This is a genomic window from Intestinimonas butyriciproducens (assembly GCF_016901775.1).
Taxonomy (GTDB): Bacteria; Bacillota; Clostridia; order Oscillospirales; family Butyricicoccaceae; genus Pseudobutyricicoccus.
On record NZ_JACJKW010000007.1, the window covers coordinates 19,505 to 39,730 of the forward strand.

Annotated in this window: 14 protein-coding genes; 4 read left to right on the forward strand and 10 right to left on the reverse strand. The window is 58.8% G+C overall.

The window, feature by feature from the left end; translation table 11 throughout:
• Window positions 1-363: 363 nt before the first annotated feature.
• Both hflX and H6A25_RS04915 read right to left on the reverse strand, forming a co-directional pair.
• On the reverse strand, window positions 364-1,689 hold the full coding sequence (hflX, locus tag H6A25_RS04910) for a GTPase HflX (protein WP_243423244.1): 1,326 nt from the start codon (window positions 1,687-1,689) through the stop codon (window positions 364-366).
• A gap of 1 nt (window position 1,690) precedes the next feature.
• Complete coding sequence (locus tag H6A25_RS04915) at window positions 1,691-3,136, reverse strand: MATE family efflux transporter (RefSeq protein ID WP_204750879.1); 1,446 nt, start codon at window positions 3,134-3,136, stop codon at window positions 1,691-1,693.
• Window positions 3,137-3,471: 335 nt separating this feature from the next.
• Between H6A25_RS04915 and H6A25_RS04920 the strand changes: the two genes are divergently transcribed.
• Entirely contained in the window at window positions 3,472-3,714 is a 243-nt protein-coding gene (locus tag H6A25_RS04920) for a helix-turn-helix domain-containing protein (RefSeq protein ID WP_118426642.1), read from the forward strand.
• A 115-nt stretch (window positions 3,715-3,829) separates the two neighbouring features.
• On the opposite strand, the gene H6A25_RS04925 is transcribed toward H6A25_RS04920, so the two are convergent.
• Window positions 3,830-5,293 carry a peptidylprolyl isomerase gene (locus H6A25_RS04925; protein WP_204750880.1) on the reverse strand — a complete coding sequence of 488 codons (1,464 nt, stop codon included), beginning with the start codon at window positions 5,291-5,293 and terminating at the stop codon, window positions 3,830-3,832.
• A 287-nt stretch (window positions 5,294-5,580) separates the two neighbouring features.
• Here H6A25_RS04925 and rpmE point away from each other — a divergent pair, with 287 nt between their 5' ends.
• Entirely contained in the window at window positions 5,581-5,784 is a 204-nt protein-coding gene (rpmE, locus tag H6A25_RS04930) for a 50S ribosomal protein L31 (protein ID WP_118426644.1), read from the forward strand.
• 326 nt (window positions 5,785-6,110) lie between these two features.
• Here rpmE and addA read toward each other — a convergent pair whose 3' ends face one another.
• The 6 genes from addA to H6A25_RS04960 all read right to left on the reverse strand — a co-directional run bounded on the left by addA (window position 6,111) and on the right by H6A25_RS04960 (window position 16,949).
• Window positions 6,111-9,638, reverse strand: coding sequence for a helicase-exonuclease AddAB subunit AddA (gene addA, locus H6A25_RS04935; protein ID WP_204750881.1), 3,528 nt, complete (start codon window positions 9,636-9,638; stop codon window positions 6,111-6,113).
• Complete coding sequence (locus H6A25_RS04940) at window positions 9,628-12,972, reverse strand: PD-(D/E)XK nuclease family protein (protein ID WP_204750882.1); 3,345 nt, start codon at window positions 12,970-12,972, stop codon at window positions 9,628-9,630. The genes addA and H6A25_RS04940 overlap by 11 nt, the downstream gene beginning before the upstream one ends.
• A 125-nt stretch (window positions 12,973-13,097) precedes the next feature.
• Window positions 13,098-13,694, reverse strand: coding sequence for a stage II sporulation protein R (locus H6A25_RS04945; protein WP_204750883.1), 597 nt, complete (start codon window positions 13,692-13,694; stop codon window positions 13,098-13,100).
• A gap of 70 nt (window positions 13,695-13,764) precedes the next feature.
• Window positions 13,765-14,622 (reverse strand): 4-(cytidine 5'-diphospho)-2-C-methyl-D-erythritol kinase, encoded by an 858-nt coding sequence (gene ispE / locus H6A25_RS04950; RefSeq protein ID WP_204750884.1) that lies wholly within the window; start codon window positions 14,620-14,622, stop codon window positions 13,765-13,767.
• Window positions 14,623-15,016: 394 nt separating this feature from the next.
• Complete coding sequence (locus H6A25_RS04955; RefSeq protein ID WP_204750885.1) at window positions 15,017-16,126, reverse strand: DUF362 domain-containing protein; 1,110 nt, start codon at window positions 16,124-16,126, stop codon at window positions 15,017-15,019.
• 19 nt (window positions 16,127-16,145) lie between these two features.
• On the reverse strand, window positions 16,146-16,949 hold the full coding sequence (locus H6A25_RS04960) for a histidinol-phosphatase HisJ family protein (RefSeq protein WP_204750886.1): 804 nt from the start codon (window positions 16,947-16,949) through the stop codon (window positions 16,146-16,148).
• Window positions 16,950-17,053: 104 nt separating this feature from the next.
• Here H6A25_RS04960 and H6A25_RS04965 point away from each other — a divergent pair, with 104 nt between their 5' ends.
• Window positions 17,054-17,260 carry a DUF378 domain-containing protein gene (locus H6A25_RS04965; protein WP_204750887.1) on the forward strand — a complete coding sequence of 69 codons (207 nt, stop codon included), beginning with the start codon at window positions 17,054-17,056 and terminating at the stop codon, window positions 17,258-17,260.
• Between the two features lie 441 nt (window positions 17,261-17,701).
• On the opposite strand, the gene H6A25_RS04970 is transcribed toward H6A25_RS04965, so the two are convergent.
• A complete protein-coding gene (locus H6A25_RS04970; protein ID WP_204750888.1) occupies window positions 17,702-18,898 on the reverse strand; it encodes an acetate/propionate family kinase in 1,197 nt (398 codons plus the stop codon).
• A 111-nt stretch (window positions 18,899-19,009) separates the two neighbouring features.
• On the opposite strand from H6A25_RS04970, the gene H6A25_RS04975 reads away from it, so the two are divergent.
• Window positions 19,010-20,221 (forward strand): tRNA(Met) cytidine acetate ligase, encoded by a 1,212-nt coding sequence (locus H6A25_RS04975; protein ID WP_204750889.1) that lies wholly within the window; start codon window positions 19,010-19,012, stop codon window positions 20,219-20,221.
• Window positions 20,222-20,226: the final 5 nt, after the last annotated feature.

A 20,226-nucleotide genomic window follows, 5' to 3' on the forward strand; every position in this document is an offset into this window, starting at 1 on the left:
CCGCACCGGGCAACAGAACCAGGGCTGGTTGTGTCCACCTGCTTCCATCACGCAACCCCGCCTGGGGCGCGAAGCGGCGAGCCGCCGCTCCCATACTGTGCTTCCGCACCGGGCAACAGAACCAGGGCTGGTTGTGTCTACCTGCTTCCATTACGCAACCCCGCCGGGAGGCTGGAAAAGGGTCGGGGAAAAACTTAGTTTTTCCCCGAGAGCCAGCGGCGGCGTCACCTACCGGAATGATGGTTATTTCGGCTTTACGCCGAAATAACACGCCGCCAATAGCAAAGAAACAGGCCCAGGGAAACAAAGTTTCCACCGGGCCTGTTTCTTTTGCGAGCCTTTGCCGCAGCAAAGGCTCTGGCTCTAGTCTTCCCATTCTTCTTTCTTCCGCCAGTCGGGGACCCACTCTTTCAGCTGTCCCAGCACGGCGGCGTCACAGAGCACGGTGACCGCAATGCCCTCGGGCACATAATCGGCCTTCTTCACCTGGGCTTTCCGGTAGAGCATATCCAGCACCGATGCCCGGTCATAGGGCAAAATAAACTCCACCTGCCGCTGGGCGCTGTCCAGAGTCTCCCCGATCCGGCTGAGCAGCCGGTCCAGGCCAATACCCTTCTTGGCCGAAATATGCACCGCTCCTGTCTGCCGGGGCTCCAGGTCGGGAGCGATCTTGTCGCACTTGTTGAACACCAGGATCCGCGGCGTCTCCTGAGCGCCCAGCTGGGCAATCAGGCTTTCCACCACCTGGGCCTGGCCCTCCCAGATCTCGCTGGAAGCGTCCACTACATGGATGAGCACGTCGGCATAGACCAGCTCTTCCAGAGTGGCCTTGAAGGCCTCCACCAGATGATGGGGCAGCTTGCGGATGAATCCCACGGTGTCGGAAAACAAAAGCTGCCGTCCGTCCTCCAACCGCAGGCTTTTTGTAGTGGGGTCCAGGGTGTCAAACAGCCGGTCGTTGGCATGGACTTCCGCCCCGGTAAGGGCGTTGAGCAAGGTGGATTTTCCCGCATTGGTGTATCCCACCAGGGCCACCAGAGGCACTTCCCGCTTTTCCCGCTGACGGCGCTGGGTGGTGCGGATCTGCCGCACGTTCTCGATCTCCCGCTGGAGCCGGGCAATGCGCTGGCGGATATGCCGGCGGTCGGTTTCCAGCTGTGTTTCACCAGGGCCGCGGGTGCCGATGGGGCTTCGTCCGCCGCCGGCGGTCTGGCGCACCAGGTGGGTCCACATGCCCGAAAGCCGGGGCAGCAGATACTGGTACTGGGCCAGCTCCACCTGCAGCTTGCCTTCCCGGGTCTGGGCGCGCTGGGCAAAAATATCCAGAATCAGGCCGCTGCGGTCCATGACACGGCAGCCCATGATATCTTCCAGAGCCCGGGCCTGGGAGGGGGACAGCTCATTGTCCATCACCAGAAGCTCCACCTCATTGGCCTTCACCAGCTGGGCGATCTCCTGGGCCTTCCCTTCCCCGATAAAGGTGCGGGGATCGGGGGTGGGCCGGTTCTGCATGGCCTTGAAGATGCATTCTCCCCCAGCGGTCTCCAACAGCTGGGACAGCTCTTCCATGGTGTCCTCGTCAGAATGGTCGAAATCGGCGAGGGCGGTGCACCGCAGCCCCACCAGGGCCGCCCGCTCCGGACGGCCTTCGCCGGGCATCCCGGCTTTGTTGTTTTCCAGTTCTTTCAAATCAGTTTTTCGCTCCTTCTTTGGCGCTATGAGACTTTTTCACAATGAAATTGTGCTGGCCTTCCCAGCGGAGGGTCTTGTACACCACATAGGCAAAAATAGCGGTCATGGTGTTGCTGAACACCGTGGCCCAGGGGATAACAGTGTAATTGATATGGATTCGGCCGCCCATGATGGTCTCCAGGAACAGCTGGCTTTCCACCACCCGGATAAACACATACCGCAGCAGCCACACTCGGGCCACATTGATGGCAATGGGCAGCTTGGTGCGGGCAAAGCCGATGAACACGCCGCAGTAAACGCTGCACACGCCAAAGGTGGGCGCGCCCAAAACGGCGATTTTCTGGGTGGTGAGGGCCCCTTCCAGCACTTCAGGGTTTGCATTGGTAAACAGATGGGTGATGGGCTCGCCGAACAGATAGATGATGGCGATACCCAAAAATCCGCCGATGGTGCTCATCACCACCGAGGCCACGGCGGAAGCCTTGGCCCGCTGGTTCTGACCGGCGCCCAGGTTCAGGCTGACGGCGGTGGTAACAGTGGTGCCGAAGCAGCTGGTCAGGTTATACATCAGGCTGGAGATATTGTTCCCCAAATTGATGGAATTGAGCAAGGTGGTGCCGAATTTCATGGCTTCCAGATTGATGAGCCAGAAGCCCACCGACATGGCCATGTTGTTGATCACCGAAGGAATACCCACGGTCAAAAGGGTGCGTATGGCGTCCTTGTCGAAGCGGAAATGGCGGAAAGACAGGTGCATGCCATGTTTGCGGAAGAACACATCGAACAAAAGCACCAGAGAGACCACCAGATGGGAACAGATGGTGGCAAAACCGATGCCCATGACTCCCAGGCCCATGCCGGCCACGAAGATGGCATTGCAGACCACCTTGGTAAACACCATCAGGAAGGTAAAGGCAAAGGGCACTTCCGATTTGCCCACGGCGTTTTTCAAAGCATAGTAGGCGTTGTTGAAATAGGCAAAGGGAATGGAAAAGGCATACAGCCGCATGGCAAGGCGCACGCCGGGTCTCAGATCGGGCAGAGCCATGTTTGCATAGAAGCCGGAAAGCAGGAAGGTCAGGCCGCCCAGGGCCACGGAAAGGCAAAACATCAGGGCCAGAAACTGCCGGGTATAGTGGCGGCTTTGTTCCCAATCCCCCTGGCCATTGAAGCGGCCCAGGATGGCGGTACCGGCCACCGAAAGGCCGATGCCGGCGTTGTAGATCACATTAAAGGCCTGCATGCTGTAAGAGACGGCGCCGCTGGAACTGAGATCGGCATAGTTCAGGATGAACCAGTTGTCGAAGGTGGTGGCCAATGCCTGGGAAATGAGCATAAGGAAAGAGGGCACGGCCAAAAAGAGCATGGTGCCATAGACCCCTCCCGTCAGGATCTTGCGGGTGCGCTCCTCCCCACTCTGCCTGAGAAAACTGGTGAACTTCATCGTCTTCTTCCCCTTTCGGTATTTGGTTGTCGCCGCCCATGCAGGACTGCTATGTTGATTATAGCGAAAAATTTACAAAGAGGAAAGGGGGTAAAGAAAAAATGCCCCATACCCGGGCGGCTATGCCGGTCTGCTGCACCTCAAACAGACGCGGACTTTAAAATCAAGTTCCACACAATTCTGCTGCATAAAGGCAATCAACAGCTATTTGATCTGAAAAGACATCCATTTTTGCGATGCTATTTCTTTCCCTCAATTAGTGAAATATAACTAATGTTCTTTTCTCAAATGGCATATCATACAAAAAAGAACAGGAAATCACCAAGGAGGGACACATGGATACCAGAGAAGCCATCGTTTTCCGTATTCGGCAATTATGCCAGCAGCGGCACATTACCCCCAATGGGTTGAGCAACCTTTCCGGCGTGTCCCAAGCCACGGTAAAAAGCATTTTGAACGGTGAAAGCCGCAACCCCGGTACAGTGACCATCAAAAAGCTATGTGATGGTTTGGAGATCACATTGGGTGAATTTTTCTCCACCCCGGAATTTGATGCACTGGAGCAGGAACTGAAATAGTCCGGCCGCACCAAATCATAAGCGAAAACAAAACCCCCGGCGCAGGATTTGCGCCGGGGGTTTCCTATTCTTCACAGCAATGGCCAGCCGGTAACCGGCTCTCCGCCATGCTGCCTTAGATCACCATATCGATGACCTTGTCATTTTGCTTCATGGGATACTTTTCGTCCATCTCATCCAGATAGGCGTAGTAATCCTCATTGGTCAGGGCCGCTTCGGCACTGGATTCCCAGGTGGGACCGCTGCCCACAAAGTACATGATATGATAGCCGTACTCGGTTTCCACAATGCCGGTATCGCCTGCCTTGCGGCTCTCATCCAGGCACCAGTTCTTGAATGTATCCACGAAATTGGTGTTCTCATTGATGCCGGTATACAGACCGCCCTGGGATGCGTTGCTGTCGGAAGAATGCTCCCGGGCCAGCTGAGCGAAGGAGTCCTCGGTGGCTTCTCCCGCCTTCCACTCTTCCAGCAGGGCTTCGGCCTGGGCCTTCACTTCATTCTTTGCTTCCTCGTCGCTGCCTTCCTCCACCGACAGCAGGATGTGCCGCACATCCACGCTCTCGCTTTCGTCACGGTAACGGCCGATGAAATACACAACGCTGTAATTGCTGCTGATTTCCAGCACTTCCACATCGCCTTCCTGGCGGGAAGCATCCTTCACCCAGTCGATGACGGTGCCGGAAGTGGAAAGGGTGGCGCCTTCGGTCAGAGTGCCATCGGGCTCGGAGTACTGCTCCACCTGATCCTCGGCGGCCTGCTCCTTGGCCATATCGATAAAGGACTGCTCATCGGTGACAGCCGCGGCAAAGGCATCGGCCTTTTCCTTGGCCGCCGTCTTGGAAGCCTCGTCCTCGGCGTCAAAGAACACCTGGAACACACGGTAATCGGCCAGATCAAACTGATCGGCGTTTTCTGCATAATAAGCTTCCAGATCCTCAGCGGTATACTCCTTGGCCTGGGTATTTTCATAATAATCCCGGCCCAGGGCATCCTTCCACAGGATCTCTTCGTATTCCTCCATGGTGATGGACACACCGGTGACCGTCTGGAGGTACTTGGTCTCGCTGAGCTCGGACTCCTTGGCGGCGTCCTTGACGGCCTGGACATTGGCGTCGTAATTTTCCTGACCTTCCTGGCTGATCTCGTAGCCATTTTCGCTGGCTTCGTTATACAGCTCATAGGCCACCCGGATGGTGGCATCGGTCTGCTGGCGGAAATATTCCCCAAAAGTCATATCCTCGGTATAGCTGGCATCGTCCAGAGTGGACGCAGTCAGACCCATGGAGGACAGATAACTCTCATTGGAGGAGAGGAAATTGCTGCGCAGCATATTGTAATAATAGCTGTATTCCTGACCGGAGATCTTGCTGTCGCCCACGGTCATGGCGGTCATATGACGCTGCAAAGTGCCGGTGGCATACAGCAGGCCGAACACCAGAAGCACCAGTACCAGAATGGCGGCCAGACCGCAAAGGGCCTTGCGCAGGCGGCGTTTGCCCTTCTGCTCCTGCTGCTGGACAACCTTTTGCTCCTGCTCCTGGGCCCGCTCTTTTCGTGATCTTGCACCTTTACCCATTGAAAACATCCTCACTTCATCAATTTCGCCAAAAGGCGATGCGCAAATCAAATTATAACAAATCTCTTCTGGTGATTTGTTACAAACATTTAAAATTATAGGGGAAAGCCGCTGAAAAATCAAGAGGTGACAAAAAAATGCTGGAAAAAAGCTCCGGATTGTGGTATGATTGTCCCCAGAGAAATTTTTCTGCAAAATCACAAAAAATGCTTGCATTCCAGGCACCTCTGTGGTAATATAATTTGTGCTTGTAATAATGCAATGAAGCTGATGCGAGGTGAGAAGTAGTGAAAGAGGGCATCCATCCCCAGTACAATCGGACCACGATCAAGTGCGCTTGCGGCGCCGAGATCGAGACAAGCTCCACCAAGGAGAACATCCATGTGGAAATTTGCAGTAATTGCCACCCCTTCTTTACCGGCAAGCAGAAGCTGGTAGATACAGGTGGACGGGTTGATCGCTTCAAGAAGAAGTTCAACATCCAGGACTAAAAGAACCAGATCCCCCGCTGCGGCGGGGGTCAACGAAAAAGCCGATGGAAAATTCCATCGGCTTTTTTGCTGCGCTCTGCCGGACCCCAGTGCCTGGGCTGGCAAGTCGTGCTCCCGCACTGAGCAACAGAGCCAGGCTGATTGTATCGAACCAGGCAAAGAGAGTACGGCCGTCCGGCCACCGGGCCCAGTGCCTGGGCAGGCAAGTCGTGCTCCCGCACTGAGCAGCAGAACCAGGCTGATTGTATCGAATCAGGCAAAGAGAGTATGGCCGTCCGGCCACCGGACCCGCAGCACGCTGGCCGTAACGCACAGAGCCTGGGGCGTTATACCTGCAGAGACACTCCGCCGCTGCTTAAAAAATAAATGACCTTTTGCAGCACCGGCTGCTGCCATACCTTCTCATAGGCCCGGGCGTAAATATCCAGCTGGGGCGCATAGCGGGCGGCGTGAGCCTCTTCCTCTCCCGGATTTACCCGGTCGCTTTTGAAATCCAGAATAATGGCCCCTTCCGGGGTCTTTATCACCAGATCCATCACCCCGTTCATCAGAATCTCTTCCTCTTCTTCCTCTCCCAACCCCAGTTCCCTGGGTGAGAAAAGGGCGGAAAACTGATACTCCCGCAAACAGGGGTTCTCCCGGGCCAGCTTTCCCCATGGGGAACGGGCAAAATCGGAAATGGCCCCCACCGGTACCCGGTCCAGATTCTCCCCTTTCAGCTCCCCCTCCTGCAGCCGCCGCAGCTCCTGGGCGGCCCCTTCCGGGGTCAGGCAGTTTTCCAGCTGCACCAGCTGCATACACCGGTGGATCAGAGTGCCCCGGCTCATGGCCTGCTCCCGGGTCTGGCCCTGATATAGCCGAATGCGGGCTTCCTGCCGCCGCCACTCCAGCCGCGGGGTGTCCTCCATGGTCACAAGGGCGGTAGGGGTCAGCTTGGAGGGCAGACGGCTCTCCTTTTCATAGGGATACCGGAAGGCCTGCATGGCTCGGTACGGGGCCAGATCGGGCAAAGGCTCCCGCTCATGTTCTTCTGTCTCGGCCTGCCGGGTGTCCACCTCCAACACCGCCGGGTCATAGGGCTGCACATGGCACCGGAGCTCGTCTTTCTCCCCGGAAAGAGGGAAGTCCATGGCCCCCAGCCCTCCATAGGCCCGCAGCTCCTCTGCCCCCTTGTGGCACAGAAGGGGCGCTCCCACCAGCAGAGCAGCGCGGCCTTGCCCGGCGCACTCCCGCCAGGGCAATCTGTCCCCCTCCAGAGCACCCGCCCACTGGCGGATGGCCGAGACGGCATCGGGCAGGGAAAGAATGAGCACCAGCTTCTCCCTGGCCCGGGTCATGGCCACATAAAGCTTCCGTTCCTCTTCCTCCCGGCTCTGGCGCAGGGCCTTGGCAAAGATGGCGTTTTCCATCTGAGTGGCCGTCTCGGTGCGGAGTGTTTCGTCCCGCAGGGAAAAGGCCACCCCCAGCTTTTTGTCGATGGCCAGGCTCTGGCGCATTTCATCGGTGTTATACCGCTTGCTCAGATCGGGAAGCAGCACAATGGGGAACTCCAGCCCCTTGGAGCGGTGGATGCTCATCAGCGCCACACCGTCGCCCCCTTCCGGCGGCACCCGCTCCCCTTCCTTGGCCCGCTCTTCCAACTGACGGAGAAAGCCCAGCAGCCCCCGCCGCCCGGTCTTTTCGTATTCCAGCCCCAGCTGATAGAGCCGGTGCAGGTTCCGCCGCCGGGTATTGCCTCCGTCCAGGGCCTGGAATACGCCCAGCGCTCCGGTCTCCTGGTAGATCAGGGACAACAGCTGCCCGGCCCCCAGATCGGGAGCATACTGGCGCAGCCGGTAAAGAAGATCCATAAACTCCTTGGCCCTTGGCAGATCGCTCTCTTTCAGAGCGTCATAAAAATCCCCCTCCCGGCGGCTTTGCCGGATGGTGAGCAGCTCGTCCGGCGTAAAGAGGAACAAAGGCGAGCGAAGAACCGAAATGAGAGGGATGTCCTGGCGTGGGTTGTCGATGATAGCCAGGAACGAGCGCATCACCGCCATTTCCACGGTGGAAAACAGATCTCCGCCCCCGGCGGCGCAGGGGATGCCCTCTTCCTCCAGGGCCTTCTGATACAAGGGCGCTTTGGAGGTGAAGGAGCTGAGCAAAATGGCCACATCTCCCGGCTTTGCCGGGCGGCTCTCTCCTTTTTCCTCCACCCGGCACTCTTTCAGAAGGGCCTTCACCCGCTTTGCGGTGAAAGCGGCCTCATAAAGGGCCTTGCCGCTTTCCTCTCCCGGCTCCTTTTCCCGCTTCATGTCCAGCACCCACACTTCGGCGGGACAATTCCCCTGGTATTCTGCCCCGGGATACAGGGCCTCCCGGCTGTCGTAGTCCACGCCGCCAAAAGAACGGCTCATGGTGCGGGAGAAGATAAAATTGCACAGGGACAAGACCTCCCGGCGGGAACGAAAATTCTGGTTGAGCATCAGCCGCTTTTCCGCCCCCTGGGGGTCTTTTTCGTAATCTTGATAGCTGTAATATTTGTGGACGAAGATCTCCGGCTCGGCCAGACGGAAACGGTAGATGCTCTGCTTCACATCCCCCACCATGAACAGGCTCCCTTTTTCTCCCCGCAGGGCGGCAAAGATCTTTTCCTGCACCCCGTTGCTGTCCTGGTATTCGTCCACCAGAATCTCCCCGATGCCCTGGGCCACCTGCCGGGCCAGAGGGGTCACATTCCCCTCCTTATCATAAAGAAGCGCCAGGGCGCCGTGTTCCAGATCGCTGAAATCCAAGGCGGCCCGCTGCTCCTTCAGCCGGCGGTACTGCTCCTGGAAGCCCTTCTCCAACTGGATCAGCCCCCGGAGGATGGGCAAAGACCGCTCCCCTTCCTGCTGCACCGCCGCAAGGGGCCGGGAGCAGGTCTCTTCCCGCAGCCGTTCCACTTCCTGGGAAAAGCCGTCCCGCAGGGCTTTCAGCCGGTCCAGATAATCCTTGTCCTCTCCCCGCACCGCTCCCACCCGGGGCTTTGCCCAGCCGGCCAGAGCCTGATAACAGGCGTCCCAGCCCGCTCTGGCCCCTTCTCTTATGGCTTTGGCCCCTTCCAGACAGGCGGAAAAGGCCGGGCCATAGCCCTTCTCGATGGCGGGAGAAAAGGCGATCTCCTCCAAAGCCTCCCCCAGCTTGTTCTGCCAGAAGGCCATGGCCCCATCGCATTCCGCCAGGCTCTCCTGACAGAAGGGAGCCTGCTGAAGCTCGCCCCGGGCCAAGCTTTCCATGGAGGACAGGGCCGAATCCAAAAACCCCTCCGGGTCCGGATGGCTCATCAAGGAGTCGTACAGATGAAGCACCGCCCGGCCCAGGTTCTTGTCCCCCCGTTCTTCGGCGAAATTCTCCAAAGCGGCCAGAAAATCCGGGTCCTCTCCCCGGCTTTCGTACCACTCTTCCAGGGTATCCTCCAAAGCCTGCTCCTTCAGCAGACGGCTTTCGCTCTCTTCCAGCAGCCGGAAGGCCGGAGGCAGACCCAGCAGGGCAAAATTCTGCCGCAGCAGCCCCAGGCAGAAGGAATGGACCGTCTGGATGGGGGCCGAACCCAGCAGGGCCAGCTGACGCCGGAGACGGCGGGAGGCCGGATGCAAAGCCAGCTCATCCAGCAGACGCTTGCCGATGCGCTGGCGCATTTCCATGGCGGCGGCATTGGTAAAGGTGACGATGAGCATCTCCCGCAGCTCCAGCCCTTCCGGCTCCAGCAGACGCTGTATCACCCGCTCCACCAGCACCGCTGTTTTGCCGCTGCCTGCGGCGGCGGCCACGATCAGGCTGCCGCCCCGGCTCTCAATGGCCTGGCGCTGTTCTTTGGTAAACTCAACGGCCATGGTGTGTTTCCTCCTCTTCTTCCTCTGTCAGACGGGCGTAGACCTCTTCCTGAGAAAGCACCCGGGCCAGCCGGGGTGCATCCTTGGCCATGGTCTCGTCATAGTGGCAGGCGTCTTTGTAGGGGCAGAAATTGCACACCGACGCCCCAGGGCCGGTGACCAAAGGCCGGGCCTCGATGTCCCCCCGGGTGATGAGGGCACACAGGCGGCGCAGCTGCCGGTCCACCCCTCGGGTGAGCTTTTCCAGCCCCTCCCGGCTGGTGACCGAAGAAGTGCTCTTCAGCCCGCCTCCTTTTTTCACGCTGACGGGCAGAAAGCGGAAGTCCCCCTCCTGCCGGTCCTCCATGGCCTGCAAAATCGGCTCTTCATCCAGCACAATGCCGATGCGGCGCAATTCTTTGCTCAGCTTTCCTTCCCCATCCTCACCGTAACCCACCTGCACATAAGGGGTCTTGGCCGGGATATAAAGCACCCCGGCGGTCTGGATCTGCTGGGCCCCGTCTCCCAGGCGCTCCCGGGCCTTTTCCAGCACCGCTTCCTTGCCGAAGCCCACCATCAGCAGATAGACGAACATCTGCATATTGATGCCATAGAGCAGATCGGACAGATGGAAGGTCTTTTTGCCGGTTTTGTAATCGGCCACCTTCACATACAGAGTGCCGTCCTGGATAAAACCGTCCAGCCGGTCGATCTTGCCGCTGAGGGTCAGTTTTACCCCGTCCCCTTCCAGCAGAATGGGCGGGTATTCTTCCCCCGGGCCGAAGGCCATCTCAAAGGCGATGGGACGGAACTGGGACAGGCTCAGCTCCTGCCACACATCCTCCACAATGGACACCACCATCCGCTGGATGCGGCGGAAAATGGCCCGGAACCGGGGACTTTCTTCCTCTAAATGGGGCAGGGTCTTTTCCTTCACCTGGGCAATGGCCCGCAGGGCGGCTTTCCGCGGCTCCTGCTCCTCCCCCTCTTCCAAAAGCCGCACCGCCCGCTCCACCACATCGTGAAGGAAGGTGCCGGTTTCCGGCGCGCCGAAAGTGGCCCGTTTCCGCTCCTTGGCATGAAGGCCGTACTCCATGAAGTAGGAGAAGCGGCAAGCGGCCGCCTTTTCCGCCCGGGAAGCGGTGATGCGGATGCGCTTACCGTAGGCGGCGGCCACCAGCTCCCGGGAGCGGATGGGCCCGCGGGGAGAAACGGCATAGCGGCGCAGGGCTTCAAAACGGCTCTGCTGCTCTTCCCCCTTCTCCTCTTCCAAAGAAAGGGCGGCTCTGGCCCATGTGTCCCCTTCCCCCTGGCAGGCGGCGCAGGCCAGCTCCCAGGCGGGCCGGGGAGCCAGCAAACGGAAATCCCCCGACGGACGGCTCATTTCCAAACCGGGCAGCAGGTGAAGCATCCGCTCCACCAGGTAGGAAGGGCGGCAGGCAGTACCGCCGGAAAGGGTCTGGGGGCAGAGCACCGCCAGCCGTTTGCTGGGGGCGGCAAAGGCGTGGTAGATCTGGCTCTGGGCCTCATAGGCCTGCTCTTCGGCGGTCTGGGTCAGGGTCACCCCTGCCCGCAATAGCGCATCCCGCTCCTCTTCGGTGAGCAGGCTTCCCCCGCCCACCGCCGGGGGCAAAGCCCCTTCTCTGGCCCCCAGGATGATGAGGAACTCCACCCCGGCAAAACTCTGCCGGTCAAAGGAAGCGGCCTGGACATGGTCCAGGGACACCGGAATGGCGGCCACCTGGTACTGGGAGAGCATCAGCCGCCACAGGCGGCAAAATTCCCCGGCGTCCATCTGCTGCCCGCCCATGGCGGCGGAAAACTGGCAGAGGGCCCCCTGCAAAATGTCATAGAGCTGACTGTATTCGGCGCTCTCCCGCGCCCGGCCCTGCTCTTCCAGGCTGCGGGCTTTTTCCGAAAGGGCCTGTTCCATGCCGGTCTCTTTCAAAAACCGTTCCAGGGCCTGGGCATAGTCCGGCCCCTGACGGCTCACTTTCAGAGCCTTTATCAGATTCTCAAAGGCCGGGGCGATCTTCTGCCGGATGTGTTCCAGCTCCAGCAAAGCCCCCGGGTCCTCCTTAGCCCCATAGCCACCGGGATTTTTCCGGAAGGGAGCAAAATACTGTTTGCCCCGGATGTTGTGCATCAGCACATAGTTTTCCAGCTTGTCGCATTCCTCCATGGCGAGGGGAGACAGGCCGCTTTTCAGATAGGCGAACACATCCTCATAGCCCATGCCCTGACAGGCGGCCAGCAAGGCTCCCTGCTGAGCGGCCAGCACCGGCTTTTGCAGAATGTCGCTTTTCTCTCCCAGAAACAAGGGCACCTGCCATTTCTGGAAGGCGCTTTCCAGCAGCGGGGCATAGGTCTCCATATCGGAGCAGGCCACCACCATGTTCCGGCAGCGCATCCCCTCTCCCATGGCGCCCCGGCAAAGAGATGCGGCAAATTCGCATTCTTCCTGGGGATCAGAAAGAGTGTAAAGTTTTACTCCTTGCCAGGCATTTTCCGTGGGAGTAGCGGCATAATCAAAGAGATCCCGCTCCAGCACCGAGAGGGCCGGCGGCACTTCCTCTTCTTTCCGCTGCAAAGGGCACACTTGGAAGGGGCGATTGATTTTTTGGCAGATTCCGGCCAAACGCTGCAAAAATTTCTCCTGCTCTAAAAAAAGACGGTCCTCTTTTTCCCAAAGAAGAGCAAAAGCGGCGGAATGGCATTTTTCCAGCAACACTTCCACAATGCTCCGCTCCTGGGCGGTCATGCCGGAAAAGCCGTCAAAATAAAGATCCCACCCCTGGCCGAAGTCCGATGGGCCCAGAGCCTCCCGGCAGGCCGTCAGCAGGTCTTTGTCATCCAGGGGCAGATCTTTTGTCACCCTTTGATAGGCAGCGTAACAAAGGGAAAGGTCACGGACTTTACTCCGGCTCTCCCCCAGACTTTCCGCAGCTTTTGCCAGATCCTCCGGGGCCACCTGGCAGCTTTTCAGCTCGCTCACCAGTTCCAGCATACCCCCTGCCAGCTCCGGCCGGGCCGAGAGAGAAAAATGGGTCAGGCTGTCCCCGCAAAGAGACAGCGCCCGGTGCATGGCCAGCACCCGGCCGCCGCCGTCCAGCAGTGCAGGCGGGTGTCCCCCCTCCCCCAGCACCCGCTGGGCCAACCGCTTGAAGGTGAGCACCTCGGCAAAGCGGGCGATGGGATTGCCCTGGGAAAAAAGCAGCCGCCGTTCACTTTCGTGGGAGAGCATTTCGGGCACAATCAGCAGCTGCCGCCGTCCGGCCTTGGCCCCCTCTCCCATGGCAGAAAGCAGGGCCTCGGTTTTGCCGCATCCCGCCCGGCCGGTGTAAATGGTCACCATAGATGTAAAACCTCCCCCCAAAGAGATAGCCAGAAAACATCAGCAAAAAAGTGGTATAATAACCGTTTTGCGGTTATTATACCACTTTGGGAGGAAACATCGCAACCGGGCAAAGATGCTTTGGTTTATCCCAGGGCATGGCACAGCTGGGCCAGCAGCTCGGCCACCTTGAAACGCACTTTGTATTGCAGGCCGTCCCCTGTCATATACCGGATCTCCCCGGGAGAAAAATTCTCCTGGGCGGTATCCAGAAACTCCTCCTCACAGGCCGGAGCGCAAAGGGGCGGCAGCAGCACACACCACCAGTTGTGACCCGCACCTTCCCCGATGGTCACCCGCAAAGCATCATAAACCCCGGCAGGCAAAGAGAAGGTATCATATTCCCGGGTGTCAAAATAAGTATCCCGCTTTTCCACCTGCACCGGGTAGTGGTAGCCCTCCTGCTCCACCACCTTCTGGGCGGCCTTTTGAATGGCGCCCAGGAAAGCTGCATCCATGGGCTTTCCCTCCCATTTTTTCGCTTCTTCCAGCACGCCGTCCCGCACCAGGAGCTTCAGGGCCTGATCTTCTTCGCTGTCGCTGTTGGCCAGCACATGAAGCCTTGTCACCTTGCTCTCTATGCTCTCCTGCTCCCCCGGCCAGAAAGCCCCCAGGGTGAAAGTCAGCAGCAGGCTCAGGAGAAGAGCCCATTCCCATTTTTTGAAGTTCAGTTTCTTTATCATAAGTAAAAACACCAGCCTTTCCTTCTGAGAGAAGTATGGACTGGTGTTTTTGTTTTTAAACCAGGTTTTCTCAAAAAACCGGCGTGCAGACGAAGGTCTCCACCGGCAGTTTCCGGAAGGCCTCTGCGGCTTTTTCCGCCTGCTGGGTATTTTCAAACAAACCATACAGAGCCGAGCCGGAACCGGTCATGCGGGCCCCCAGGGCCTTTTCTGCAAGGATTTTTTCCCGCAGCTCCTGCTCCTGGGGATGGAGGGCGCAGGCCACCGGCTCCATCACATTGCCAAGATTTGCGCCGATTTTTTCCAGGTCCCCTTCCTCCAGCGCCCGGAGCATGGCCTGGGTGTCGGGCCGCTGCTGCAAAGGCTCTGCATCCATTTTCTGAAACAGGCTCTTGGTGGAGATGGAATACCGGGGCTTGATCACCAAAATGCCGCAGGGGGGCAGATGAGGGGCGGGGGTGAGTTTTTCCCCGATGCCCCTGGCCAGACGGCAGCCGGTTTCCAGGCAGAAGGGCACATCGGCCCCCAGGGTAAGGGCCAGCTCATGAAGTTTTTTCCTCCCGAGAGGATAGCCGTAAGCCCGGTTGAGAAGATGCAGCACAGCGGCGGCATCGGTGCTGCCCCCGGCCATACCGGCTCCCACCGGGATGCGCTTTTGCAGCTTGATGTGCACTGCACCTTTTTTGCCGGTTTCCTGGAAAAAGGCCAACGCTGCTTTATAGGCGATGTTCCGGCTGTCCCGGGGCACATAGGGAAGGTTGCACCAAAGCCCCACCCCTTCCCCTTCTCCCGGCAGCAAGGTCACTTTATCGTGAAGGGACACGGTGTGCATAATGGTTTCCAGCTCATGGTAGCCATCCTCCCGCTTTCCCACAATGTCCAGCGTCAGATTGATTTTGGCCAAGGCCTTTTGTCTTTGTACTTTCATATCTCTTCCTCCGCCCAGTGTCTGGGCTCCCATGCCGCCCAGCGGAGTGCCTCCGCTCCCATGCCGCCAACGCCGGGCCTGATGCAGACAACAGCCACTGTGTTCGTGGGCACCCGGTATCCCTGGGTGCATTTGGGTGTATTTTTCTTTTCTGCGCTCGATACCCCTGGGTGCGCCACCGATATTTTTTCTCTCCTGCATCCAATGCCAACGGGCGCCCAGCGGAGTGCCTCCGCTCCCGTATCGCCCACGCCGGGCCTGATGCAGATGCCAACCATGGTGTTCGTGGGCACCCGGTATCCCTGGGTGCATTTGGGGTGTCTTTTACTCTTCTGCACCCCATATGCCGCTGGCGTCACGCCACTGACAGCGGCGTCACTCCGCCGCCCGCCTGCTATACATCAATGGCTTTGATGGGGCACATCTCATGGCAGCAATAGCATTTGATGCACTTCCGCTTGTCCAGATGAGCCTTGCCGTTTGCCACATGCAGTGCTTGGCGGGGGCAGGCCCGGGCGCAGTCGCCGCAGCCCACACACCGGGGCGTGATGTGGGGAAAGGGATTTGCGGCCCGCTCCAGCCATGGCCGGAGAAAATGGGGCGCCCAGGAAAACCGGCTGCCATTTTGCTGGATGGCCGGCACAAAGGGCGGCTGCAGCGGCTCCATGCTGTCTCCCCGCAAAGTAAGCCGCTTCCCTTCAAAGGGTACCAGCCCCAGCTTTCCGCCCTCCTGGTGCACCGGGGAGCGCTCGGGCACAAGACCGCAATATTCCATGGCTGCCAGATCCAGGGCAAAAGGATTCTGAGAACCGAAGAGCACACCTCCATGGCGCACCCGTCCTCCCGAGGGGCCTTTGCCGTCCATGCCCTCCACCCCGTCCAGGATGGTATAGGCCGGCTGCACATACCGGCACAGATCCACCAGCAGCCGGGCAAAATCCTGCCGCCCGGGGTGCTGGGAGTGATAGGCTGCCTTGGTCAGCCCGGGGATGACGCCGTATAAATTCTTCACGCCCCCGGAAAAATAGGTCATCATATGGGTCTTCATCTTGGCCACGCTGATGACCACATCGGCCTGGGCGATGGGGGCGATAATGTCAAAATTCCGCTGTTTCAGACCTTGAAAGCGGCGTTTCCGGCTGGAAAAATCCCAGTTGAGAAGAGTGCCGGTCTCCTGGGACACCCGTTCCATGCCGGTGAAACGATAGACTCTCCCCAAAGCGGTTTTGTTATAGACCCCGCCGGGGGAATCGGCGATGGTCACCCTGGCCCCCTGCTCCTGAAACACCCGGCACACCGCCTTGACCACCGCCGGATGGGTGGTGGTGGCGGCCTCCGGGGCCCGGGCCATGAGCAGATTGGGCTTGATGACCACATTCTTCCCTTTTTTCAGAAAAACTTCCGCTCCGCCCTGATCCTCAAACATCCGGCGGATGCACTCTTCCACCCGCTTTTCCTCATAATCAGAACAGGCGGCCACATAGACCTCGTCACGGACTGCCATAGCTTTCTCCTTTGCTTTTTTACACAATATCAAACTGCCGGGGTTTCCGGTTCTGGAACACCGTCACCTGCTCAAATCCTGCCTTCCGGGCCAGAGCACAGGCCTGAGGGATGCCCTTTCCCACATTCTCCACCGAATGGGCATCGGAGCCCATGGTGACCATGCTCCCTCCGTACTCCCGGAACTGGCGCAGAATCCACTCCTCCGGCCCGGGGCGATGGAACCATTCCCGGCAGCCTTTGGCGTTGATTTCCAGAGCCTTTCCCATTTGAGCCAATTTCTGCAAAATAGGGGCCACCCGCTCTTTGTATTCCATCAGAGTGGGCTCTTCCCAGGGGCCTTCCATCACCCGCAGGGGATAGTCCAGGTGGCCCAAGGTGTCAAAATCCCCGAATTTCAGAAGATTTTCCAAATCTTCAAAATAGATGTCCAGCACCCCGCGGCAGGCATCCTTGTCCGGATAGGGGGTATAATAAATATCCCGGCCATCGGCCAGAGTGTGCACCGAACCGATGACCATGTCATAGGGATGGCGCCGGAGCAAAGCCCGGGCCTGCTCCGGGTTGTGGTGGGGCTGGCCCAGCTCCACACCGTACAAAAGCAGCAAATCGTTCTCTTCCTGCTTTAGTCGGAACATCTCCTGCTGGCAGTCCTCTTCTTTGCGGACATAGTGAGGACAGGGGCCAAAATGATAAAAATCACAGTGCTCTGTCAGGGCCAGGGCCGAAAGACCGTGGCTCCTGGCACTTTTTTCCATAGCTGCGGCGGTATCGCTGCCGTCAAAGGAAAAACGGGAATGGGTATGGGTATCGGATAAAAACATTATAACGCAACCTTTTCAGCATATCAAATCCAGTTTGGGGCATACTTCCCATAGAGCCGTGGCAGCAGCCATGGCAGGCAACAACACGATTGGAGGAAAATTCCATGTTTGATAAGATCGCCCTGGCTATCGCCATCATCGGCGGGCTCAACTGGGGCAGCATCGGCATTTTCGGGTTCGACCTGGTGGCCGCCCTCTTCGGGGCCGGCAGCGTGGGTTCCCGCATTGTCTACACCCTGGTGGGTCTTTCCGCCCTGTGGTGCATCAGCCTGCTTTTCCGGGATTGGCACCGCTCCCCCGGCCACATGTAAAGTGGCGTGCCGCCACAGTCAGCAGAGTGCCTCCGCGGGCAAGTCCTCCCAGGGTGGCGTGCCGCCACAGGCGTAACTCTCCCAGGGTGGCGTGCCGCCACTGGCAAGCTCTCCCCGGCTGAGTGCGTCGTTGAGCTTTGGTGCTTCCTGGGTTCCAGGAAGGGGCCAGTTTGCTCTCTCGGCCATACGCTCTATCGTCTGCCAAGCGCGGAAGCGCAGGTTGACAACGGAGGCACTCTGCCACAAAAAATGCCGCCTATGAAGGCGGCATTTTTCTGTTGTTTGATTCCCATTGCCCTTGCAACAGGGCCAACGGGGCTTTGCACCTTTTGCAACCAAGGCTCAGGGGTGCCCGCAAGCACTCAGGTGCTTTTTCACACACCGCCCCCTTGCGGGCGATACGACTGCGGCGTCACGCCGCTGACTGCCCAGGCACTGGGCTTACTTGGAGGTCAGCTCCACAGTGTCGCGAGCGATCATCAGCTCTTCGTTGGTGGGCAGGACCCAGGCTTCCACCTTGGAACCCTCTGCCTGGAAAGCAGCTTCCTTGCGGGAAGCGTTCTGGCAGGCCTCGTGGTCCACCGTGAGGCCCAGGTATTCCATATCGGAGCAGATCTTCTCACGCATCTCAGCGTCGTTTTCGCCGATGCCGCCGGTGAAGACGATGGCATCCACGCCGCCCATGGCAGCAGCATAGCCGCCGATGAACTTCTTGATCTGATAGACGAACATATCCAGAGCCAGCTGAGCCCGCTGGTTGCCCTTCTGAGCAGCCTCGTTCAGGTCACGGCAGTCGCTGGAGACGCCGGAGATGCCCAGGAAGCCGGACTTCTTGTTCATCAGGTCGCTCATCTGGTCGGGGTCCAGGCCTTCCTTCTTCATGATGAAGGTAACCACAGAGGGGTCGATGCCGCCGCAGCGGGTGCCCATCAGGAAGCCGTCCAGGGGAGTGAAGCCCATGGAGGTATCCACAACCTTGCCGTCCTGGATAGCGGCCAGAGAGGAGCCGTTGCCCAGATGGCAGTTGATGACCTTCTTGCCTTCCAGGGAGCCCTTCAGCTCGCCCAGGCGATGAGCGATATAGCGATGGCTGGTGCCGTGGAAGCCATAGCGGCGGATGGAGTACTTCTCATAGTACTCATAGGGCACGCCGAACATATAAGCCTTGGGAGGCATGGTCTGATGGAAGGAGGTATCGAACACGGCCACCATGGGGGTGTCCTTGCCGAAGACTTCCTGGCAGGCCTTCATAGCGATGGCCTGAGGGGGATTGTGGAGGGGGCCCAGATCCTTGAAGGACATGATATCGTCGATGACGGTATCGGTGACAACGGTGGAGACCTTGTACTTCTCGCTGCCGTGGAGCACCCGGTGGCCGATGGCGGAGATCTCGCTCATGCTGTCGATGACCTTGCCCTCGCCGGAGCTCATCACCTTCACCAGCTCCATAAAGGCTTCCTTATGGGTGGGGAAGGACACATCATACTCCACCTTCACGCCGTCGGCGGTCTTGTGGCTGATCCGGCCGTCCACGCCGATGCGCTCGCACAGGCCTTTGGCCAGAACACCTTCGTTGGACATATCCATCAGCTGATACTTCAGCGAGGAGCTGCCCGCATTGATAACCAGTACTTTCATCTTCTGCACTCCTTATGATTGTAAATCTCTTATTTTTGTTATAAAATGAGACCGAATCTATTTTACACCATATTTTTTAAAAGTACAACCATCAAAATGGAGAAAATCCCTATGAACATCTGCGGCATCGTGGCAGAATACAATCCTTTTCACCGGGGCCACCGGTATCATCTGGAAAAAACAAGGCAAAAACTGGGGGAAGATACCCTGCTTGTGGTGTGCCTGTCCTCCTATTTTGTCCAGCGGGGAGAACCGGCTCTTTTATCCCCTCACGCCCGGGCCGAAATGGCCCTCAGCCAGGGGGCCGACCTGGTGCTCTCCCTCCCCGCCCCCTACGCCCTTTCCTCGGCGGAGGGCTTTGCCCGGGGAGCGGTGGGCATCCTTGCCGCCCTGGGCTGTGTCACCCACCTGTCCTTCGGCACCGAAGGGGTGGGGGAAGAAAAAATCATGGAGCTTTCCCGGCTGCTTCTGGAGCACGAGACGGCGGCAAATACCCTGCTCCATCTGAAAAGCGGCATCTCCTATGCCGCTGCCCGGGAACGGGCCCTCTATGAGCAGATCAAAGAAGAAGCCGCCCTTCTCCGCCTGCCCAATGTGATCCTGGCCACCGAATACGGCAAGGCACTTTTGCAGCTTTCTGCCCCCATCCAGCCGGTGGCCATCCCCCGGAAAGGGGCGGGCCACGACGCCATGGAGCCGGAAGAGGGCTTCCCCTCGGCCTCCTTCCTGCGGCAGAAGATCGCCGCAGGTGAAACCCAAGAGGCCCTTTCCTACCTGCCTCCCCAGTGCCGGGAAATTTTCCGCCGGGAGCAAAAGACCGGACGGCTGGCCCTGCCTGCCCTGGGGGAAAAAGCCATGCTGGGCAAGCTCTGGAGCCTGTCCCTTCGGGAGCTTTCCGCCCTGCCCGGGGCGGCCGAGGGCCTGGAACACCGGTTTGCCCGGGCTCTGCAGAAAAACCAAAGCCTGACCGCAGCTCTGGAAGAAACCAAAACCCGCCGCTATCCCCTCTCCCGGCTGCGGCGCATGGCTCTGTGCGGCTTTCTGGGGCTGACCAAGCAGGAATGCCAGAGTCCTCCTTCTTATATAAAGGTATTGGCCGTGGGCGAAAAGGGGCGGCAGGCCCTGGCCCTTTCCCGCAAGCAGAGTGCTTTGCCGGTCATCACCAAGCCCGCCCAGGGAAAAACCATCCCGGCCTTTCAGAAGGAAGGGGACTGTGCCCGGCTGTGGAGCCTGTTTTTAAAAGACCCCGCCGCCTTTTCCCCGGGAGAATACTATGAAAAAGGCCCGGTGACCCAAAAGGCGCGAAAATGTCTTGACTTTTAGAGAAA

Excerpts from the sequence above, each read along its gene's own strand:
- H6A25_RS04925 (WP_204750880.1), bottom strand. The coding sequence starts at position 5,293 with ATGGGTAAAGGTGCAAGATCACGAAAAGAGCGGGCCCAGGAGCAGGAG.
- H6A25_RS04915 (WP_204750879.1), bottom strand. The coding sequence starts at position 3,136 with ATGAAGTTCACCAGTTTTCTCAGGCAGAGTGGGGAGGAGCGCACCCGC.
- H6A25_RS04965 (WP_204750887.1), top strand. The coding sequence starts at position 17,054 with ATGTTTGATAAGATCGCCCTGGCTATCGCCATCATCGGCGGGCTCAAC.
- H6A25_RS04955 (WP_204750885.1), bottom strand. The coding sequence starts at position 16,126 with ATGGCAGTCCGTGACGAGGTCTATGTGGCCGCCTGTTCTGATTATGAG.
- ispE (WP_204750884.1), bottom strand. The coding sequence starts at position 14,622 with ATGAAAGTACAAAGACAAAAGGCCTTGGCCAAAATCAATCTGACGCTG.
- H6A25_RS04920 (WP_118426642.1), top strand. The coding sequence starts at position 3,472 with ATGGATACCAGAGAAGCCATCGTTTTCCGTATTCGGCAATTATGCCAG.
- H6A25_RS04960 (WP_204750886.1), bottom strand. The coding sequence starts at position 16,949 with ATGTTTTTATCCGATACCCATACCCATTCCCGTTTTTCCTTTGACGGC.
- H6A25_RS04940 (WP_204750882.1), bottom strand. The coding sequence starts at position 12,972 with ATGGTGACCATTTACACCGGCCGGGCGGGATGCGGCAAAACCGAGGCC.
- H6A25_RS04970 (WP_204750888.1), bottom strand. The coding sequence starts at position 18,898 with ATGAAAGTACTGGTTATCAATGCGGGCAGCTCCTCGCTGAAGTATCAG.
- addA (WP_204750881.1), bottom strand. The coding sequence starts at position 9,638 with ATGGCCGTTGAGTTTACCAAAGAACAGCGCCAGGCCATTGAGAGCCGG.
- H6A25_RS04945 (WP_204750883.1), bottom strand. The coding sequence starts at position 13,694 with ATGATAAAGAAACTGAACTTCAAAAAATGGGAATGGGCTCTTCTCCTG.
- H6A25_RS04975 (WP_204750889.1), top strand. The coding sequence starts at position 19,010 with ATGAACATCTGCGGCATCGTGGCAGAATACAATCCTTTTCACCGGGGC.